This is a genomic window from Phytoactinopolyspora mesophila (genome assembly GCF_010122465.1).
Taxonomy (GTDB): domain Bacteria; phylum Actinomycetota; class Actinomycetes; order Jiangellales; family Jiangellaceae; genus Phytoactinopolyspora; species Phytoactinopolyspora mesophila.
Map to the genome: position 1 here is coordinate 378,749 of NZ_WLZY01000005.1, position 17,844 is coordinate 396,592.

14 protein-coding genes are annotated in these 17,844 nt (G+C 67.2%); 8 read left to right on the plus strand and 6 right to left on the minus strand.

Going from position 1 to position 17,844, the window contains the following annotated elements; genetic code table 11:
• Window positions 1-233 precede the first annotated feature (233 nt).
• Entirely contained in the window at window positions 234-3,650 is a 3,417-nt protein-coding gene (locus F7O44_RS16525; RefSeq protein ID WP_162451361.1) for a S8 family serine peptidase, read from the plus strand.
• Window positions 3,651-3,766: 116 nt separating this feature from the next.
• Here F7O44_RS16525 and F7O44_RS16530 read toward each other — a convergent pair whose 3' ends face one another.
• Window positions 3,767-4,327, minus strand: coding sequence for a helix-turn-helix domain-containing protein (locus F7O44_RS16530; protein ID WP_162451362.1), 561 nt, complete (start codon window positions 4,325-4,327; stop codon window positions 3,767-3,769).
• A gap of 66 nt (window positions 4,328-4,393) precedes the next feature.
• Here F7O44_RS16530 and F7O44_RS16535 point away from each other — a divergent pair, with 66 nt between their 5' ends.
• The 3 genes from F7O44_RS16535 to F7O44_RS16545 all read left to right on the plus strand — a co-directional run bounded on the left by F7O44_RS16535 (window position 4,394) and on the right by F7O44_RS16545 (window position 7,931).
• Window positions 4,394-5,092 (plus strand): AzlC family ABC transporter permease, encoded by a 699-nt coding sequence (locus tag F7O44_RS16535; RefSeq protein ID WP_162451363.1) that lies wholly within the window; start codon window positions 4,394-4,396, stop codon window positions 5,090-5,092.
• Window positions 5,089-5,403 (plus strand): AzlD domain-containing protein, encoded by a 315-nt coding sequence (locus F7O44_RS16540; protein ID WP_162451364.1) that lies wholly within the window; start codon window positions 5,089-5,091, stop codon window positions 5,401-5,403. Before F7O44_RS16535 ends, F7O44_RS16540 begins: the two co-directional genes overlap by 4 nt.
• 167 nt (window positions 5,404-5,570) lie before the next feature.
• Window positions 5,571-7,931, plus strand: a complete 2,361-nt coding sequence (locus F7O44_RS16545; RefSeq protein WP_162451365.1) for a HelD family protein — start codon at window positions 5,571-5,573, stop codon at window positions 7,929-7,931.
• A 20-nt stretch (window positions 7,932-7,951) separates the two neighbouring features.
• On the opposite strand, the gene F7O44_RS16550 is transcribed toward F7O44_RS16545, so the two are convergent.
• Window positions 7,952-9,199 carry an MFS transporter gene (locus F7O44_RS16550; RefSeq protein WP_222851427.1) on the minus strand — a complete coding sequence of 416 codons (1,248 nt, stop codon included), beginning with the start codon at window positions 9,197-9,199 and terminating at the stop codon, window positions 7,952-7,954.
• Window positions 9,196-9,807, minus strand: coding sequence for a GNAT family N-acetyltransferase (locus F7O44_RS16555; RefSeq protein WP_162451367.1), 612 nt, complete (start codon window positions 9,805-9,807; stop codon window positions 9,196-9,198). Before F7O44_RS16555 ends, F7O44_RS16550 begins: the two co-directional genes overlap by 4 nt.
• Before the next feature lie 33 nt (window positions 9,808-9,840).
• Between F7O44_RS16555 and F7O44_RS16560 the strand changes: the two genes are divergently transcribed.
• The 4 genes from F7O44_RS16560 (at window position 9,841) to F7O44_RS16575 (ending at window position 14,738) form a co-directional block, all read left to right on the plus strand.
• Complete coding sequence (locus F7O44_RS16560; RefSeq protein WP_162451368.1) at window positions 9,841-10,734, plus strand: LysR family transcriptional regulator; 894 nt, start codon at window positions 9,841-9,843, stop codon at window positions 10,732-10,734.
• Between the two features lie 93 nt (window positions 10,735-10,827).
• Window positions 10,828-11,064 carry a helix-turn-helix domain-containing protein gene (locus F7O44_RS16565; RefSeq protein WP_162451369.1) on the plus strand — a complete coding sequence of 79 codons (237 nt, stop codon included), beginning with the start codon at window positions 10,828-10,830 and terminating at the stop codon, window positions 11,062-11,064.
• On the plus strand, window positions 11,061-12,062 hold the full coding sequence (locus F7O44_RS16570; protein WP_162451370.1) for a serine hydrolase domain-containing protein: 1,002 nt from the start codon (window positions 11,061-11,063) through the stop codon (window positions 12,060-12,062). Before F7O44_RS16565 ends, F7O44_RS16570 begins: the two co-directional genes overlap by 4 nt.
• 330 nt (window positions 12,063-12,392) lie before the next feature.
• Window positions 12,393-14,738: an HNH endonuclease signature motif containing protein gene (locus F7O44_RS16575; RefSeq protein WP_162451371.1), complete on the plus strand. Its 2,346-nt coding sequence runs from the start codon at window positions 12,393-12,395 to the stop codon at window positions 14,736-14,738.
• A 44-nt stretch (window positions 14,739-14,782) separates the two neighbouring features.
• On the opposite strand, the gene F7O44_RS16580 is transcribed toward F7O44_RS16575, so the two are convergent.
• From F7O44_RS16580 to F7O44_RS16590, 3 genes are read right to left on the minus strand one after another with little or no spacing between them, the layout of a single operon-like run.
• Complete coding sequence (locus tag F7O44_RS16580) at window positions 14,783-15,616, minus strand: ABC transporter ATP-binding protein (protein WP_162451372.1); 834 nt, start codon at window positions 15,614-15,616, stop codon at window positions 14,783-14,785.
• Window positions 15,613-16,779 carry a FecCD family ABC transporter permease gene (locus F7O44_RS16585; protein WP_162451373.1) on the minus strand — a complete coding sequence of 389 codons (1,167 nt, stop codon included), beginning with the start codon at window positions 16,777-16,779 and terminating at the stop codon, window positions 15,613-15,615. The genes F7O44_RS16580 and F7O44_RS16585 overlap by 4 nt, the downstream gene beginning before the upstream one ends.
• Window positions 16,779-17,747, minus strand: coding sequence for a FecCD family ABC transporter permease (locus F7O44_RS16590; protein ID WP_162451374.1), 969 nt, complete (start codon window positions 17,745-17,747; stop codon window positions 16,779-16,781). Before F7O44_RS16590 ends, F7O44_RS16585 begins: the two co-directional genes overlap by 1 nt.
• Between the last annotated feature and the right edge of the window lie 97 nt (window positions 17,748-17,844).

The following is a 17,844-nucleotide window of genomic DNA, read 5'->3' on the forward strand; positions in this document are numbered from 1 at the left end:
TCGTGTACACCCATGGACGGACCCGAATCGCCCGGTCAAGCTCCGGAGCGCGACCCAGATGAGCCGATGACCACACAGCGGGACACTGACGACGAACCCCGCCCGGCGGAACGGTGGGAGCCGCTATAGCAGGACGCCGGCGCAGCTTTGGGTGATACACCCACTCGCAACGCACACCGGACCGGGACACGATGTGCCTCACGGTCGCCCGTCGGGAGAGAAGAGGATCCAGGATGCGCACCACACCTGCCCATCGATCCGTGCGTCGCCTACTGGCGCCGGCGGTCAGCGTCATGCTGGTGGCGACGCTGGCCGGGCCGCTGCCGGCAGCCGGGAGCGGCTCTGCGTCCGGACCGGAGGATCCACCCGTCACGGACACGTCGTCCGGCACCCCGGCGACGGTGACACTTGTAACGGGCGACCGGGTCACGCTGACGCCGTCTGCCGGCGAGCCGGAGGTCATGTTCGATCCGGCACCCGGCTCCGAGCCGTCGGGGTTCAGTGTGTATCGAGACGGCGCTGACGTGCACGTCGTGCCCGATGACGTCGCTTCGCTTGTGCCGGAGGTGCTGGATCCGGCGTTGTTCAACATCACCACTCTCGTGGAGATGGGCTACGACGATCAGCATTCTGACGCCTTGCCGCTGATCGTCCGCAGCGCCGGCTCGGTGAACACTTTCGCCGACAACACGGGCCTGTTTCGGGCCGGTGAACAGCTCGAGAGCATCACCGGTGCCGCGGTCGAACTGGACAAGGAGAATGCGGCTGATCTTGGTGCCGCCCTGGCCGAGATCAGCGAGCCACGTCCGATGGCCGCCGCCGACGCGCTCGGGGGTGTGGACAAGATTTGGCTGGACAGCAAAGTCGAGGTTGCCGCTCTCGACGGCTATCTCGATCAGATCGAGGCGCCGGCGGCCTGGGACTCCGGGCTGGACGGCTCCGGTGTCACCGTCGCTGTGCTGGACACCGGTGTCGATGACGCGCACCCGGGACTCGAGGGGCAGGTGCGGGCACACGCCAACTTCACCGGCGCGGAGTCCGCGGCGGACATACACGGCCACGGCACGCACGTGGCGTCGCTCGTCGCCGGAACCGGCGCGGGTGCCGATGGTGCCCGGCAGGGTGTCGCACCGAGCGCCACGCTGCTGTCGGCCAAGGTGCTCGACGACGACGGCGCCGGGCAGGCTTCGTGGGTGATCGCCGGCATGGAATGGGCGGTCGATCAAGGCGCCGACGTGGTCAACCTCAGCCTCGGCGGTCCAGCTAGTGATGTCGACGACCCTGTGGTCGAGTCGCTGGAAGCATTGGCTGAGCAGACCGGAACCCTGTTCGTCGCCGCCGCCGGGAACGACGGCGGCTTCGGTGAGACCTATTTCACGATCAACACGCCGGGCTCGGCTGCGTCGGCCCTCACCGTCGGTGCAGTCACCGAGACGGAGGCGACGTGGATGTACTCGGGCAACGGTCCCACCCTCGGCAGCTACCGGCTCAAGCCGGAGATCACCGCACCGGGCGTGGAGATCCTGGGTGCGCGTGCGGGAGCGCGGGACAGCGATCTGTACGTGCCGATGACCGGCACGTCGATGGCTACGCCGATCGTCGCCGGTGCCGCGGCCCTACTCATGCAGCAGCGGCCGGAATCGAGCTGGCAGGAGATCAAGGCACAGCTGGTCACCACCGCGGAGACCTACGAGTATCAGACGTCCTGGTCGCACGGCAACGGCCGGCTCGACCTGAACCGTGCGGTACACGAGAACCTCCGTGCCGATCTCGCCACCCTCGATTTCGGCTACCTGCGATTCGGTGACAACACACCTCGGAGGCAGAAACTCACGCTGACCAACGACGGCGCGGAGCCGGTCGCGGTCGATCTGGTCGGCGAGCTCAGTACCAGTCGTGGTGTGCCCGCCGCCGACGGCGCTTTCGACGTCAGTCCGGCCACCCTGACGGTGCCGGCGAGCGGTTCGGCCACGACCACTGTCACGCTCCATCCGGAACTGCTGTCCGCGGGGCCGTGGGACGGCGGCGTGTCGGTCCGCTCCGGCGAGACCACGTTGCTCCGGCTGCCCATCGGCGTATTCAGTGAGGAGGAGCGTTACGACCTCGAAGTCCAGCTGCTGGATCGAAACGGTGAGCCGTACGATCCGGCGACTGGCCTGGGACTCCCGAACGCCGACCCGACGATCCAGGCGGTCAACGCGGAGACCGGCTTGATGCGACGGCTGTACCCGGACGAGAACGGGTATGCCTCGGCCCGGGTGGACCCCGGCAGCTACAGCGTGTTCACCCGCATCGTCAGTCCGTCGGACGACGGAGGGCGGGAAACGCTGACGATCGCGGGAACCACCGGCCTCGAGGTCCGCTCCGACATCTCGTACGTGATCGATGCCCGCGAAGCGCAACGTCTGGAACCTCCGACGATCCAGGGCCAGCCGACCGAGGCCCGCGATTTCGCCGGCATCTTGTACGCCACTCACAGCGACGACCAACGAGGTTACTTCGAGGCCGTCTTCGTCGATGCGGAGATGGTCGCGGACGGGCAGGTTTTCATCACCCCGACCGAGCCGGTGGAGACCGGCAGGTTCGACGCGGTGTTCCGGTGGCGGTTGGGATCGACCGGACGTGGCAACTCGGCTAATCCAGATATCTTCGATCTCGTGCTGGACGCGCCGCGGTTCTCCGACCCGCTGTCCCGCACGCTGACCCAGCGTGAGGTCAATGACATGGCCAGAGTCGAGGCCAAACACCACCCGATCCGGGCGGACGGCGAGCACGTCAATGGCCTGGGTTTCGGCTTCAGCGGAATCGGGATCAGTTTCATGAGCTGGATGCCCGCGGACGTGCCGAGTGAAACGGACATGTTCATGACGGCGGGCCCGGATGTTTCGTGGCGGCATTGTCTCGGCGTACTGAAGGACACCTATTTCGAGATCTGCGACGACTTCCATACCTACGAGCGGCGTGAGCGAACCCAGTTCCAGGTCGGTGCGGCGTTGCGTCCCGCGCCGGAAGTCTCCCGGCACAGCTCGGTCGCGCTGAACGCCGAAATTGGGGTCGGCACCAGTGGGCGGGTCGGTCAGTTGAACGATGACCTCGTGGAGTCGAGCCAGATCACGCTGTTCAAAGACGGGCAGTTGATCGACAGCCAGGACACGTACGCCGGCCATTTCCCGGTGCCGGACGAGGCCGGCCGGTTCCGTCTCAAGCACGACCTGACGTTGCGCGATGACTTCATGCGTTCGCAGCGGGCCCGAACGGTGTGGACGTTCGACTCCGAGCCTGCCGGTGATCCGTTCGGGGGCGGGTTGACCATTCCTCCATTGCTGATCCTCGACTACGACGCGGACCTCGATGAACTGGCGCACGCCTTCGCCCGGCGGCCCCTTCATCTGGATCTGAGGGCACGGCATCTGGCCGGGGTGGAAGTACCGGAGCGCATCGAGTCGATGCGGCTTTGGTGGTCAGTCGACGATGGTGAGACGTGGCGGGAGGCGCCTGCGCGGCGCACCGGCGAGGCCACCTTCCGGGCGACGCTGCTCCCGGTGAGCGCGTTGCAGTCCGGCGCGAGCGTATCGCTGCGAGCCGTCGCCACAGACACGGCCGGCAACGAGGTGGACCAGACGGTCCTGGGGATCATTCCGGTGCGATGAGATCGCCAGGGTGTCCCGGAGGTGCGGGCGGGTGATCTCGCGCTGGTGTCGGGATCGTGCCGAGGAGCGAACGCTCGGCACGATCCGCCGCGAGGCGAGTTCCGTTGCGCGCTCCGTTACGTGTGTTCGGAGACGAGGACGGCGGAGGTGTCCGGCTCCAAGGCCTTGAAAATGTGCGCGACGTCGCCCGGATACGCGATGTAGTCGCCGGGATTGAGCTCAACGGGGTCCTCGGCCACACCGATCATCGCTCGGCCACGGCTGAGGATCACATGCTCGGTCACACCGGGCATATGCGGCTCGGACTGGCGGGGTGCGCCGGGTTCGCCTGCGATGAGGTAGATGTCGCGGCGGGCGTTGGGCGGGCAGGAGGCCAGCAGGGTGGCGACGTAGTCGGCGTGTTCGGCGGCGAGAGCGGGTCCCTCACCTTTGCGGATGATCTGCACCTTGGGGCGGGTCGGCTGCACCAGCTGAGCGAACGGCACGTCCAGCGCGACACCAAGTGCCCAGAGTGTCTCTACGCTGGGGTTTCCCGTGCCGGACTCGAGCTGAGACAAGGTGGATTTGGCGATGCCCGCCCTACGGGCGACCTCGGTGAGCGAGAGCCCACTGCGTTTGCGTTCACGCCGCAAGGAGGCGGCTATCACGGCCAACGGGGCGCCGGAATCCTGAACCATCGTTCGCTCCACAAGTCGTTTCGTTCGGCTTGACGAACAGTCTTGCTCCGTTCATCATAGAACGCTATGCGTTCGATATGGCGAACACTCGGTCCCGAACTGGTGCGCGACGTCGCGCTGGTCTGGGCGGCGGGCGGGATCGTCGGTGTGTCTTTCGGGGCCATTGCCGTCGGTTCCGGGTTGCCGGTGTGGATGCCGATGCTGCTTTCGGTGGTGGTGTTCGCCGGCGCGGCCCAGTTCATGTTCGTCGGATTGGTCGCCTCGGGCGGCAATCCGGTGGCGGCTGTCATTGCCGGTCTGCTGGTCAATGCTCGGCATCTGCCGTTCGGGTTCGCCCTCGGCGACGTTCTCGGTCAGGGTTGGCTGCGGCGAATCGCCGGCACTCACCTGATGATCGACGAATCGGTCGCATTTGCTTTGGCCCAGCACGATGCTGATAAGCGCCGCGCCGCCTATTGGGCGTGCGGACTGGGGCTGTTCGTCTCATGGAACCTCGGAGTGGTGATCGGCGCCGTTGGCGGCACCGTGATCACGGATACCGATGCGCTCGGGCTGGACGCGGCTTTCCCGGCCGTCTTGCTCGCTCTGGTGCTGCCGTCGCTGCGGGACCCGGCTGTACGGCGTGCCGTTCTTCTGGGTGTCGTGGTGGCTGTGGCCACGGCCCCGTTCCTTCCGGCCGGGCTGCCTGTGCTGCTGGCCTTGGTGGGGGTGCTGGCCGGCGCCGGACGCAAGCCTGAGCGGCGGCAACAGGAGGTGGCCTCGTGACCACATTGGTGTTCGCGGCGATAGTGCTCGGAGTCGGCACGTTCGCTTTCAGATTCGCTGGTCCGGTCCTGCGGGACCGGGTCGAGTTGTCGCCGCGAGTGGAGCAACTGATGGCGGTCTCGGCGGTGGTTCTGCTCGCAGCGCTGGTGGTGACCTCGGCGGTTCTCGACGGCCAGGAGTTCGCCGGTTTTGCCCGGCCGGCGGGGGTGGTTGTTGGTGGCGTGCTGGCATGGCGCCGGGCGCCGTTCGTCGTCGTCGTGCTGGCCGCGGCGATCACGGCCGCCGGACTGCGGCTGATCGGGGTGCCCTGAACCGTCATCGCCGACGATGTCAGTGGTCGCTGGACTCACCTGATTTGTTCAAGCCGACGAATTCGCGCTATCTTGTTGATTTGTTTATTCCGGAGAATTCCGAAAGGCAAGAAGCGTTGAATGCGACCGATTATACCGTGATTGAAAAGCCTTCGTCAATCGACAATATGAAAAAAGAGATTGAGGCTGAACAGGCCTACGTCTCTGTGGTATATGAGCGGTTCGATGCCTTGCGCGATGGGTCCTATCAGCACTTCGTTGACGGCATCGGGGCGGAGCAATCACCGACCCACCAGGCGAAGCTCGAACGAGATGTCGCGGCGCAGCACCATTCCAGCCGGGCTGCGCGGCTCTCCGCCGCCGAACACGGTCTGGTGCTCGGCCGCCTGGACGTCGACGACGATGCTCCGCTCTACATCGGACGGGCCGGCATTTACGACGAGGAATACGATCCGCTGCTTGTCGACTGGCGGGCGCCGGCGGCGATTCCCTTCTACCGTGCCACGCCTGCCGAACGGCTCGGTGTGCGGCGTCGCCGGCATATTCATCTGAAGGGCCGTAGCGTGATCCGCCTCGACGACGACCTCCTGGCGCTGGACGAACTCGGCGAGGACGAGATCAAGCACCTGACCGGTGAGGCAGCCCTGCTGACGTCGCTGAAGTCGGCCCGCACCGGCCGGATGGCCGACATCGTCGCCACCATCCAGGCCGAGCAGGACCGGGTGATCCGTTCCGGTTCCGAGGGCATCCTCGTCGTCGAAGGTGGGCCTGGCACCGGAAAGACGGTCGTCGCCCTGCACCGTGCTGCCTATCTGCTGTACACCCACCGGGAGCGGCTCTCCAAGAACGGTGTTCTCGTGGTGGGGCCGAACGCCACGTTCGTGCGCTATATCGATCAGGTGCTGCCCGGCCTGGGCGAAACAGACGTCGTTCTTGCGTCCATGGGGGAGTTGTATCCGGGTGTGGCAACGTCGCGGCCGGACACCGAGGCGGCGGCCGTCGTCAAAGGCGATCTGCGGATGGCGGCCGTGTTGGAACAAGCGGTCCGCAACAATGAACGTGCGCCCATCGGTGGCATGAAGGTTGTCACCGATCGAGACACCTACGTTCTCGACGACCAAACCTGCCGGCGAATCCGGGACGAGGCCCAGGAACTGGCGCGGCGCGCTCAACAACCCCACAACCGGATGCGCCGGTTCGTCGTGCGCGCCGTGCTGGAGGAACTCACCAGTCAGGCGCTCACGGCGATCGAGTCCGTGCTCGACGGCGTCGAAGCACCCGACGAGAACGAGGACGAAGTCGATCAAGAGCTTTCCGGGCTCATCGACCGTGACGCGCTGCACCAGGAGCTGCGCTCCTCGCCTGGTGTCCGGGAAGCGCTCGACGTGCTGTGGCCGGAGCTGACCCCCGAAGGGCTTCTCGGCGATCTGCTGACCGACCCGGTGCTGCGCGCGGACGTCGCCCCGCAGCTCAGCGTGGACGAGCGAAACGCCGTGCAGCGGGCCGACCGCGGCTCCTGGACCGTCGCCGACGTGCCTCTGCTGGACGAGATCGCGACGCTGGTCGGAGAGCTTGACGCCACGCTCGACCGGCTTGCCGGCCAGCGGATGCTGGCGGAGATGGAGCGTTCGAGGCATACCGAAGAAGAACGCCAGCTGGTATCGGATGCGTACGACGTGGCGATGGACATGGCCATCGACGAAGAAGTGGCGATGCCGGTCGACGCCGAACTCGTGTTGTCGAGGTACCACGACACCGGGCCGGACGCGACGCTGTCCCAGCGCGCCCGGCGGGACCGGGAGTGGCGCTACGGCCACGTCATCGTCGACGAAGCCCAGGAGCTGTCGCCGATGGCGTGGCGGCTTCTGCTCCGGCGCTGCCCGACACTGTCGATGACGGTCGTGGGCGATATCGCTCAGACCAGCGCCCCAGACGGAGTCACTTCGTGGGCGGAGGTGCTCGATCCGCTGGCTGCCGGCCGGTGGCGCCGGGCCCGGCTGACGGTGAACTATCGCTCCACCGAAGCGATCATGGCTGTCGCATCAGACGTGCTGGCCGCGGGTGGTTCGGACGGGGCAGCGCCGCGTGCGGTGCGAGAAGGTGGCGACCTGCCGTGGTCGTGGTGTGTCGCCCCGGATCAGCTCGCCACCGTGCTGCCCGAGATCGCCACCCGTGAGCTCGCGGCCCTAGGCGAGGGCACACTCGCGTTCGTCGTTCCCGTCTCCTTGCTCGCCCGGAGCATGGCGGCGATCAAGCCATACCACCCAGGGGCACGGGGCGCCGGGGATCCGGACATGCTCGATGCTCAGGTCGCCGTGTTGACATCTGAGCAGGCCAAGGGCCTGGAGTTCGACGCCGCCATCGTCGTGGCGCCGGATGAGATCATCGCCGACTCGCCGCGTGGCTACTCTGACCTGTACGTGGCGCTGACCCGGCCCACCCGCCGTCTGGGCGTCGTGTACAGCGGTGAGCTGCCGGCTGGATTGTCGCGCCTCGACCCGGTCGGCGAATATCGGCCGAGTGCCTGAACGACGACCCCCGGGCGGCGCTACGTCGTCGGCGGTCCCTGCTGGAAGCGGATCCTTAATGCTGCCGCGGCGGCGAGGATGAAGGTGCCGAGGAATGCCGCTACGAGCAGCGCGCCGCGCTCGCCGAGGTTGTCGATCACGAAAGCGAAGACGATGGGCGCACTGGCTGAGAGCATGAAGCCGGGCAGCAGCAGCCGCCCGACGAACGCGCCGTAGGTGTGGTGGTCGAACAGCGCGAGCGGCAGTGTGCCGCGAGTGATCGTCAAGAGGCCGTTGCCGGCCCCATAGAGCATGGGAAACGCGATCGCGAGGATCAGCAGCTCTCCGGCCCCAAGGCCCGCGACGAAACCGAGCGGCAGGAGCGGGGTGGCGATCAACGCCAGTGTGAGCGGATGGATACGCCGCCCGAACAGGACGTCGGCGAGTCGGGCTACCGATTGCGCGACACCTCGCAGGGCGGCGACCCAGACCGCCGCTGTGGCTGCCAGGCCCAGGCCGGTCAGGATGCTGATCATGTGCGCCGACATGCTGGCGCCGAGAAAGGCTACCGAGGTCATCATCACGGCGTAGAGGCTCCCCGCGATGAGCCGTTCGCGGCCGGTCCTCGCCAGCGGTTCCGGCACCGCTGCGGATGGTGGTGTCGTACCCGGCTCCGGTGGCTCCGCCGGTGAAGGCGCGGGTCCCTTGTGCGGCGACGCATCGGAGGTCTCACCGTATCGGCCGCGTGGCAGGGCGAGGTGCAGCGGGAGGGTCACCAGGGCGATGGCGGTGTAACACAGGACCGCTCCGCGCCAGCCGACCAGACCGGTGAGACCGTGTCCGATGGGCCAGAACGCGGTGGACGCCAGCCCGCCCAGCAGGGTGATCTGCGACATGGCACGCCTGGCGGTCGGCCCGCCGATACGTGCCAGGGTGGCGAATGCGGCGTCGTACAACGTGCACCGCATGGCCACTCCGAGGCAGACCCACGCGGCGTAATAGGTCGCGAGGGAGGTGGACACCGCCAGGCCGGTGCAGCCGGCGGCGGCGAGTACCGACCCGATGCTCATGATCTTGCTGCCGCCGTGTCGGTCGATCAGCCGGCCGACCACCGGTGAGGCAAACCCCATGACCAGCAGTGCCGCCGAGTAACCGCCATAGACCTGCGCGGATTCCCAGCCGAGATCGTCCTCGATGTGACTGCCGAATACGCCGATCAGGTAGTGCGTGACGCCCCAGCAGACCAGCTGGGAGGTACCCAGAAAGTGCACCGTGCGGCGCGGGATCAAGGCTGCCGGTCCTCCGGGCTTCCAAGCTCGGGCGCGGTGTGCTGGCCGAGTCCGATCTCGCGTTGCATCAGCGCGGTGTCGATCCATTGGCCGAACTTGTAGCCGGTAGCCGTGAGGGTGCCGACGTAGCGGAACCCGAGCTTTTCGTGCAGCGTGACGGACCCGGTGTTGTTGCTGTTGCCGATCACGGCGATCATTTGCCGCCAGGGACCCGCGGCGCACCGCTCGATCAGAGCCGAGAGCAGCAAACGTCCAACGCCGCGTTGCTGTGCGTCCGGGGCCACGTACACCGAGTCCTCGATGGTGTACCGGTACGCCGGCCGGGGCCGGTAGACCGTGGCGTAGCTGTAGCCGACGACGGCCCCGCCCGCCTCGGCCACCAGGTAAGGCAGACCGGCCCGCAGAACGGCCGCCTGGCGGGACCGCATCTCGTCGACAGTCGGCGGCTCTTCTTCGAAGGTGGAGAGCGTGTGCCGCACATAGTGTGCGTAGATCTGCTGAATGGCCGGGACGTCGGCATCGGTGGCGTCACGAACGGAACTGGTGCGGTGCTGATGGTCGCGCGGATCGAGGATCGACGTCACCGCACGAGCATAATCATTGCTCATTGACGTTATACAGTGCATAAGCAATGCTTTGATATGCATGAGTTCAATCTGGCTCAGCTGCACGCATTCGCCGAGGTGGTGGAGGCTGGCAGCTTCTCAGGGGCGGCGGAGCGGCTGAACCTCACCCAGCCGGCCATCAGCCTCAGGGTCCGCCAGCTCGAGGAGCGCCTGGGCGTGCGGCTGGTTGAACGGGTCGGCAAACGAGTCACCCCCACGGCCGCCGGTGCCCAGCTGTTGGTGCACTCCGGGCGTATCGAGGGCGCCGTAGCCAGCGCCATGGAAGCCCTTGCTCCGTATGCCACCGGCCAGGCCGGCCGGGTACGGCTCGGGACGGGCGCAACCGCGTGCATCTACGTGCTCCCGTCCATCCTGCGTAGCCTGCGCCGGCGCATGCCGGCTCTGGAGTTGGTCGTGCGCACGGGTAATACAACGGACATCCTGAAACTGGTCGAGGAGAACCGTCTCGACGTCGCGCTCGTCACCACGCCGGCGCCCGGCCGGATCTTCGAGGTGACGCCGGTGCTGAGCGACGAACTCGTGGTGATCGCTCCGGCTGACGACGATGCCCTGCCGCACACCGTGACCCCCGGCACCCTGAGCACACTGCCGCTGGTCCTGTACGAGCCCGGCGGCCACTCCCGGCGGCTCGTGGACGACTGGTTCGCCCGCGCGGGCATAGCGGTGAAGCCGATCATGGAGCTGGGGAGCGTCGAGGCGATCAAGGAACTGGTGGGAGCAGGGCTCGGATACGCCATTCTGCCGGGCATGGCGGTCCGGGAGGAGAGTGAGCGCGCGGCCATCGTTGCGCGCCCCTTGTCGCCACTGCTGCACCGGGAGCTCGCGCTCGTCGTCAGGCGAGACAAGCCCGTGCACCGTGGCCTCGAGGAAACGATCGAGACGCTGCGGGCCATGACGTCCAGCCGTTGAGCAAGGGTGGCGAGAGGCGGTCCGGGAGGTCACCCTCGGGCACGTCGTCAACATAGGTTGACCACGGTACGCCTGTCAACTAAGGTTGACGCCATGAGTGATGATGTGCTGACGACGCTGGCTCGTTCGGCCGCGGAGGATGATCCGCTGACTGCGCTTGCTGCGGCTGGGCGGTTGCGCCAGGAGCTGGAGCGGCGCGAGGCGGTGCTCGTCCGCAAGGCCCGCAATGCCGGTGTCACGTGGGCCGAGATCGCCGCGGCGCTGGGCGTGTCGAAGCAGGCTGTGCACAAGAAGTTCGGTGGTCGTGGGCTGTTCAAGGGGCAGCCATGACTGGTGTGAATGGCGACGTCGAGCTCGCGGCTACGGTCAGCCGGCTCCTTCGGGGCAGGCGGCGAGCGGTCGCGGCCGCCAGTGTCACTCCGGACGAGGTTCGCGTCGCCGGTATCGGTGCTGCCCGCGGCGCGGACTTCGAGATCGGCTCGATCTCCAAAGGGGTCACCGGGCTCCTCTATGTGGATGCACTCGCTCGTGGGGAGGTCGCCCCGACGTCGACGCTCGGCGATCTGCTGCCGCTGCTCGGCACCCCGGCGGCCGGCCTGGAGCTGGGCTCGATCACGGTCCATCGCTCCGGGTTGCCTGGGTTGCCCGCGTTGCCCGGATCGGCGTCGGCGATCAGAAGAACGCTGTCGCTGTGGGTGCACGGTGCGAACCCGTACGGTGAGAACCTCGACGAGCTGCTGTCCCAGGCCCGCCTGGCCAAGCCGGGGGCAACGCGGTCGCGTTACTCCAACTTCGGCTTCGAGTTGCTCGGGCATGCTCTCGCCAGCGCGGCGGGTACGACGTTCGCCGAACTCGTCCAGCGGCGCATCGCTGGCCCTCTCGGGCTCACCACGTTCTATGTACCTGCCGCTCCCGAGGGGCTTCGGCCGGCTGCGCTCGTGGGTAGGAACAGGTTCGGACGGACCCGAGAACCGTGGACCGGTGAGGCGATCGGCCCGGCCGGCGGTATCCGGGCTGGCATCGAGGATATGGCGTGTCTCGTGCAGGCCCTCCTCAACGGCGCTGCGCCCGGTGCCGCGGCACTCGACCCAATCGACGTATTCGGTGGACGCCGTGTCCGGATCGGAGCGGCCTGGATCACCATCGAGGTCCGCGGCCGGTCGATCACCTGGCACAACGGCGGCACTGGAGGTTTCCGCTCCTGGCTCGGCCTCGATCGCGACGCCGGTACCGGCGCGGTAATCCTCTCCGCGACCTCGGCCTCCGTGGACGCCGCCGGCTTCCGGCTGTTGGCCGAGCTCACAGAGGAGGCACACGCGCGGCGATGACGAGCGGCGACACGTTGCCGAGCGGCATTCGTCGTCTACCCAGTGCCGCCGATCACCTCTGGTGACGGAGCGTCTCGTGGCCTTCCATGGGCGCGGCCTCGCTCCTGGCCGGCGATCGCCGTTGGAGATGTGAGTGCTCGTTAGGAGGGTTGAATCGAACAGGTGTTTGGCATATGGTGGGGGGTAGCTGCCGGGAGGGTCGTTGGGTTCTCCATCGGCGTGTGACGAGTAGCGGGCTTTCGGGTGTGGCCGGGCCATCGAACAATCCCCTTGGTGTGTCTGTGGCCGTCAGCCACAGCGTGCCGGTGATTCGCACAGGGAGTGCTCGTCATGTACGTTTCCGACCCGGACGGTGGTGTGGAGGGGGATCCCGGCGGGCCGACGCCGGTTCCTGAGGGGTTGTCCACCATGACGCCTGGCCCTCGTTTGGCTGCGTTGCTGGCTGAGATCTCGGTTGAGCTGGTCTGTGGGTTTGACACGGTAGAGGTGATGGCCGCGGCGTACCGGCAGGCTAATCATGATCGGGCAATTTTCCTGCGGGCGTTGCTGGAGACTGGCATGCGCCAAGCGCACACGCCGGATTCGGTGGCCAGGGTCGAGCATCCAGGCGAGTTCGCCGCTGAGGAAGCCCGTGCGGCTTTGGTGTGGTCACGCCGACGCTCCGACACTACGTTCGCGCTGGCCTATGACATCCATGATCGTTTGCCGATGCTGGGTGAGGCGATGCTCGCAGGAGATCTCGACGAGCCACGCGCCATCGCATTCACCCAATGGACTTCTGGCCTGAGCGACGACCAAGCCGCTCAGATCTGTCGTGACCTCATACCGGTCGCGTCAGGCATGCTGGTCGGTGAGCTGATCGATGCGATCAAACGCGCAGCTATCGCGATTGATCCGGACTGGGCGCAACGCCGCTACACACAGGCGGTCAGAGGGCGTCGGGTACAGGGCTCACGCAACCCGGATGGATCGGCCAACGTGTCCGGCCTTGACCTGCCCGTTGAGCGTGCCGCCGCAGCGTGCCACCGTGTTGATGTCCTCGCCCGGCGGTGCAAACGTGGCGGCGACGCCCGGCCAATGAACCATATCCGCGCGGATCTGTACCTGGGGATGCTGGACGGCACGTTTCAGGCGATGGGCGATGAACAAATCATCGCTCACGTCCTCGCCAACCCTTTTGTTGAACCCGAGGACCCAACTGGTCCCAGCGACGGGCCCGGCTCAGGTGATGATGGCGGCCGGGGTGGTGGTCCTGGTGGTGATGGTGGCCGGGGTGACGGCTTGGGCGATGGCGGGGGTGGCGGTCCTGGTGGTGGCGATGGCCGGGGTGATGGCTTGGGCGATGGCCAGGGTGGTGCTCCTGGTGGTGGCGATGGCAGGCGTGATGCTCCGGGTGGTGATGGTGGCCGGGGTGACGGCTTGGGCGATGGCCGGGATAGTGGCCCGACTGGTGATGGAGGCCCGGCTGGTAGTAGTGGCCCGGATGATGACGGCGGCCGGGATGGTGGCCAGGCTGATGGTGGCCAGGCCGATGGTGGCCAGGCTGATGGTGGCCGGAGCGACGATCCGGCCGGTACCACGCGTGATGAGGCCACCGATAGTGGGTGTGTTGCGCCCGACGCCAGCGTGTCGTCAGGCGCCCGGGCCGCGGACTCTGGCCCGGCGGATGCAGGAGCTCGCTGTGCTGGCGGTTGGACTCCTGGCGAGGTGCGTATCAGCTTGGCAACCTTGGTCGGGCTTGATGAGCGACCGGCCGAGGTGGTCGGCTGGGATTTCATCCCCGCGACTATTGGCCGGCGGATCGTGGCCACGATGGCCGGTGCCGAGTTCAGATGGGTGCTATGTGACGACAACGGTTACGTGATCACCGCCGGGATCAGCACAGTACGCGCGCGGGGGGGGGTTTCTCCGAACTCGCGCGTGTCGGGGGTGGCGCGCGGCATCGTGGAGTTGCAACTCTGTGCCAGCGATCTTTCCCGGCTCGACGCCGGGGCGCGAACTGCGCACCCAGGTTATGAACGCCTCATCGACGACATCAGCACTCAGATCGCCGCCACCGCTCCCGCCGCTCAGATGGCCGGTCGGGGTGAAGCTGCGGGTCGGGGTGAAGCTGCGGGCCGCGGTGATACAGCGCGATGTGCTGACACGAGCGATGGAGGCGGCGGTGCCGATAACGGTGGTGTAGCACGAGGCAACGGTGCGCGGCGGCGGTCAGCCGGGGCTGCGTTGCGCCGGTTGGTGCAGATCCGCGATCGATATTGCACGCATCCGGCATGTCGGGCACCGGCTGCCTACACCGACCAGGACCACGTCGTCGACTATGCAGATGGTGGGCTCACTACTGACACCAACTTGGGCTGTTGCTGTCGACGTCACCATCGGTTGAAGCACGTTGGTGGGTGGGCAGTCGCTAAGCCGGGATCGCAGATCACGGTCTGGTCCAGTGGGCTCGGTCACCAGTATGTGAACCGGGCGCCGCCGGTCATGGCTTCAACGTCGCAACCACGCCCGCACGAGCATGACGCGGTCGAGCCCCCACCGACCCGTCTGGACTGTGGCTGCCTTGAGTACTGCGGCTGCGGTCCGACCCTTGCCAGCCCTAGAACGGCGCCGGGTGCCTCCGAGGTGCCGGGCAACCCCCATGCACCCGACCCCGAAGAAATCCCACCGTTCTGACCCGGGGCAACTCAGAACCTACGCGGGTTCGCCGTTGCCGCTGGCTAAGCCTGTGTTCCAGCGGTCGATCGGGGAATGACCAGGGGCGTCCCACTTTCGGGGTCGGTAATGATCCGGGACTGCATACCGAACGTGGCATGGACGAGCTCGCTCGTGGTGATCTCGGCCGGGTGGCCCTGAGCGTGAATCGCGCCGTCTTTCATACACACGAGGTGGGTGGCGTAGCGCGCCGCCTGATTGAGATCGTGCAGCACGGCGACGACGGTCCGGCCCGCTCGGTGCAGGCCGGCACAGAGATCGAGCACCTCGTACTGGTGGGCGACGTCGAGGAAGGTGGTGGGCTCGTCGAGTAGCAGGAACTCGGTCTGCTGGGCCAGCACCATCGCGATCCAGACTCGTTGCCGCTGGCCCCCGGACAACTCGGACACCTGACGCTCGGCGAGATGCGCCACGCCGGTCATGGACAGGGCCTCGTCGACTGCCGTGACGTCGGCGGCCGTCCATTGCCGCAGCAGGCTCTGGTGCGGATAGCGGCCGCGCCGGACCAGGTCCTGCACGCTGATCGATTCCGGCGCGATGGGACTCTGGGGCAGCATCGCCAGCCGCCGCGCCACCGCCTTGCTGCGATACGAGCCGATCGCTCGCCCGTCAAGGAACACCTCGCCGGCCATGGGGCGCAGCACCCGAGCCAGCGCTTTGAGCAGTGTGGACTTCCCGCAGGCGTTCGGCCCGACGATGACGGTGAACTCCCCGGCGGGGACGTCGAAGCTGAGTCCGGTGGCGACAACACTCGATTCGTAGCCGAGCGTGACGTCGCGTGCGCACAGGGTCGAGTCGCTCGAAGGGACATCGGACGGGCCGCGGGGCGCGTCGTTCATACCGACACCCTCTTCCATTCCTTGATCAGTAAATACCCGAGGTAGACACCTCCGACGGCAGCCGTCAGGATGCCGACCGGGAGCTGGGTGTTGAGTGGTCCTTGTTGCACGATCAGATCCGCGAGCGCCAGGATGAGCGCTCCGGTCAACGCGGCAACGACGATGTTCGGTCCGGTAGCACGGGTGAGCCGTCGTCCGATCTGCGGCGCTGTGAGGGCGACGAAGGCGACCGGCCCCACGACAGTGACGGCAGCGGTGGCGCAGCAGATCGCCACTATGACGGTGCAGATCCGCGTAAGGTTGGCCCGCGCTCCCAACGATTCGGCGACCTCGTCACCCATTTCGAGGACCTGCAGCCGTCGGCTCAGCATGGCCGCGAGTGGCAGCAAGATTACGAGCGCGACGGCCATCAGCCGGACGTCATCCCACGATCGCGAAGCCGTGCTGCCGTTCAGGTACGCGGCGATAACCGTGGCCTGCTCACGGCTCGTTCGGGTGATGATCCACTGGATGAACGCCAGCGCCATCGCGTTCACCCCGATCCCGACGATGATCATTCGGGCCGGTGACGAGAAACCGTGACCGGTGCCGAGGTAGACCAGCAACATCGCGACGAGGGCGCCCACCAGCGCTCCCATGGGCAGGGGCAGCACGCCGGTCCACATGAGTCCGAACGCCGCTGCTCCGGCGCCGGCACCGGCGGCGAGTCCGATGACGTCGGGGCTGCCGAGGGGATTGCGGGTCACGGTTTGAAATAGCGCGCCGGCGATGCCGAGCCCGGCACCCGCCGTGACCGCGACAGCTAGCCTCGGCCCGCGCAACCGGCCCAGAACGAACTCTTCCTGCGGACTCAGCCCATGGCCGAACATGTCGCGGAGCCGGTCTACCGGCAGGCCGAGATCACCCAGAGTGAGGGTCAAGACCGCCGTCGTCATGATCGCCGCCGTCAGCAGGCATCCGACGACGACGCTTCGGGCGCCGACCGGCACGCTGACGATCTGCCCGACACGCAGCGTGCGGACCGGAGGCGACGTGTTCGGAGTTGTCGTGCTTGGAGTTGTCGTGCTTGGAGGTGTCGTGCCCGGAGGTGCTGTGGTGGGAGGTGCCGGGTTCGGAGGTGCCGTGGTTGCCCGGCGAGATCCGACGGCTGGTGGTCCGGTCATCAGATCCGGCCTTTCAAACGGCGGACCGTGAGCATCAGGATCGGCGCGCCGATGAACGCCGTCACCACCCCGACCATCAGCTCTCCGGGCCGGGATGCCACCCGGCCGATCACGTCAGCGACAAGCAGAAGCACCGGTCCGAGCAGGACGCAATATGGCACCAGCCAGCGGTGATCGTTGCCGGTGACGGCGCGGACCATGTGCGGCACGGCCAAGCCGACGAACGCGATCGGCCCACAAGCTGCCGTGGCGGCAGCACACAACAGCGTCGCCGACGCCGCGCCGCCGATCCGCACCGTGGTGGTCGATGCTCCCAGCGCCCGCGCGGTCTCGTCCCCGAGCGCCAGCACGTTCAACCCGGGTATCAGGGCGAATGCCAGCACCAGTCCGGCGACCACGAACGGAAGGATCTCGCCGATGACGTCGAACCCGCGGCCGGCCAGCGAACCGACGATCCAGAAGCGGTGCCGGTCGAATACCGACGGGGTGCTCAGCGTGACCGCCTGGACATAGGCGGCGAGGACTGCCGTGATGACGGCGCCGGCCAGCACCAGCCGCAGCGGCGTGGCTCCGCGTCGGCCGGAGCCGAGGATGTACACCACGATCACCGCGATGAACGCTCCCGGAATTGCCACCCACACCGCAGCCGTCGCCAGTCCGAAGAAGGCCATACCGGTGACGATCGCAGCCGACGCGCCAGCGTTGACGCCGAGCAGTCCGGGGTCGCCCAGCGGGTTGCGGGTGATGCCCTGGATCACCACACCCGCGACAGCGAGGCTGGCGCCCGCCAGGACGCCCAGCACGGTTCGCGGTATCCGGCTCTCGACGACCACATGTGCGTGGCTGCCGCCGGGTTGAGTTAGCGCCGTCCAGACCTCCGCGATGGAGAGATCCTTATTTCCCACCGCCAGGCTCAGCAAGACGGCCGCGACGAACAACACACCCACCACGACCAACCCGAGAGACATGCGCGACGCTGAACGGCGACGGTTCTGCCGGTCGGACGGCAACTGTTCATGCGACGCGTTGGCGTCCGATGCCTGGTGTGCCTCACGCTCCGGTGGT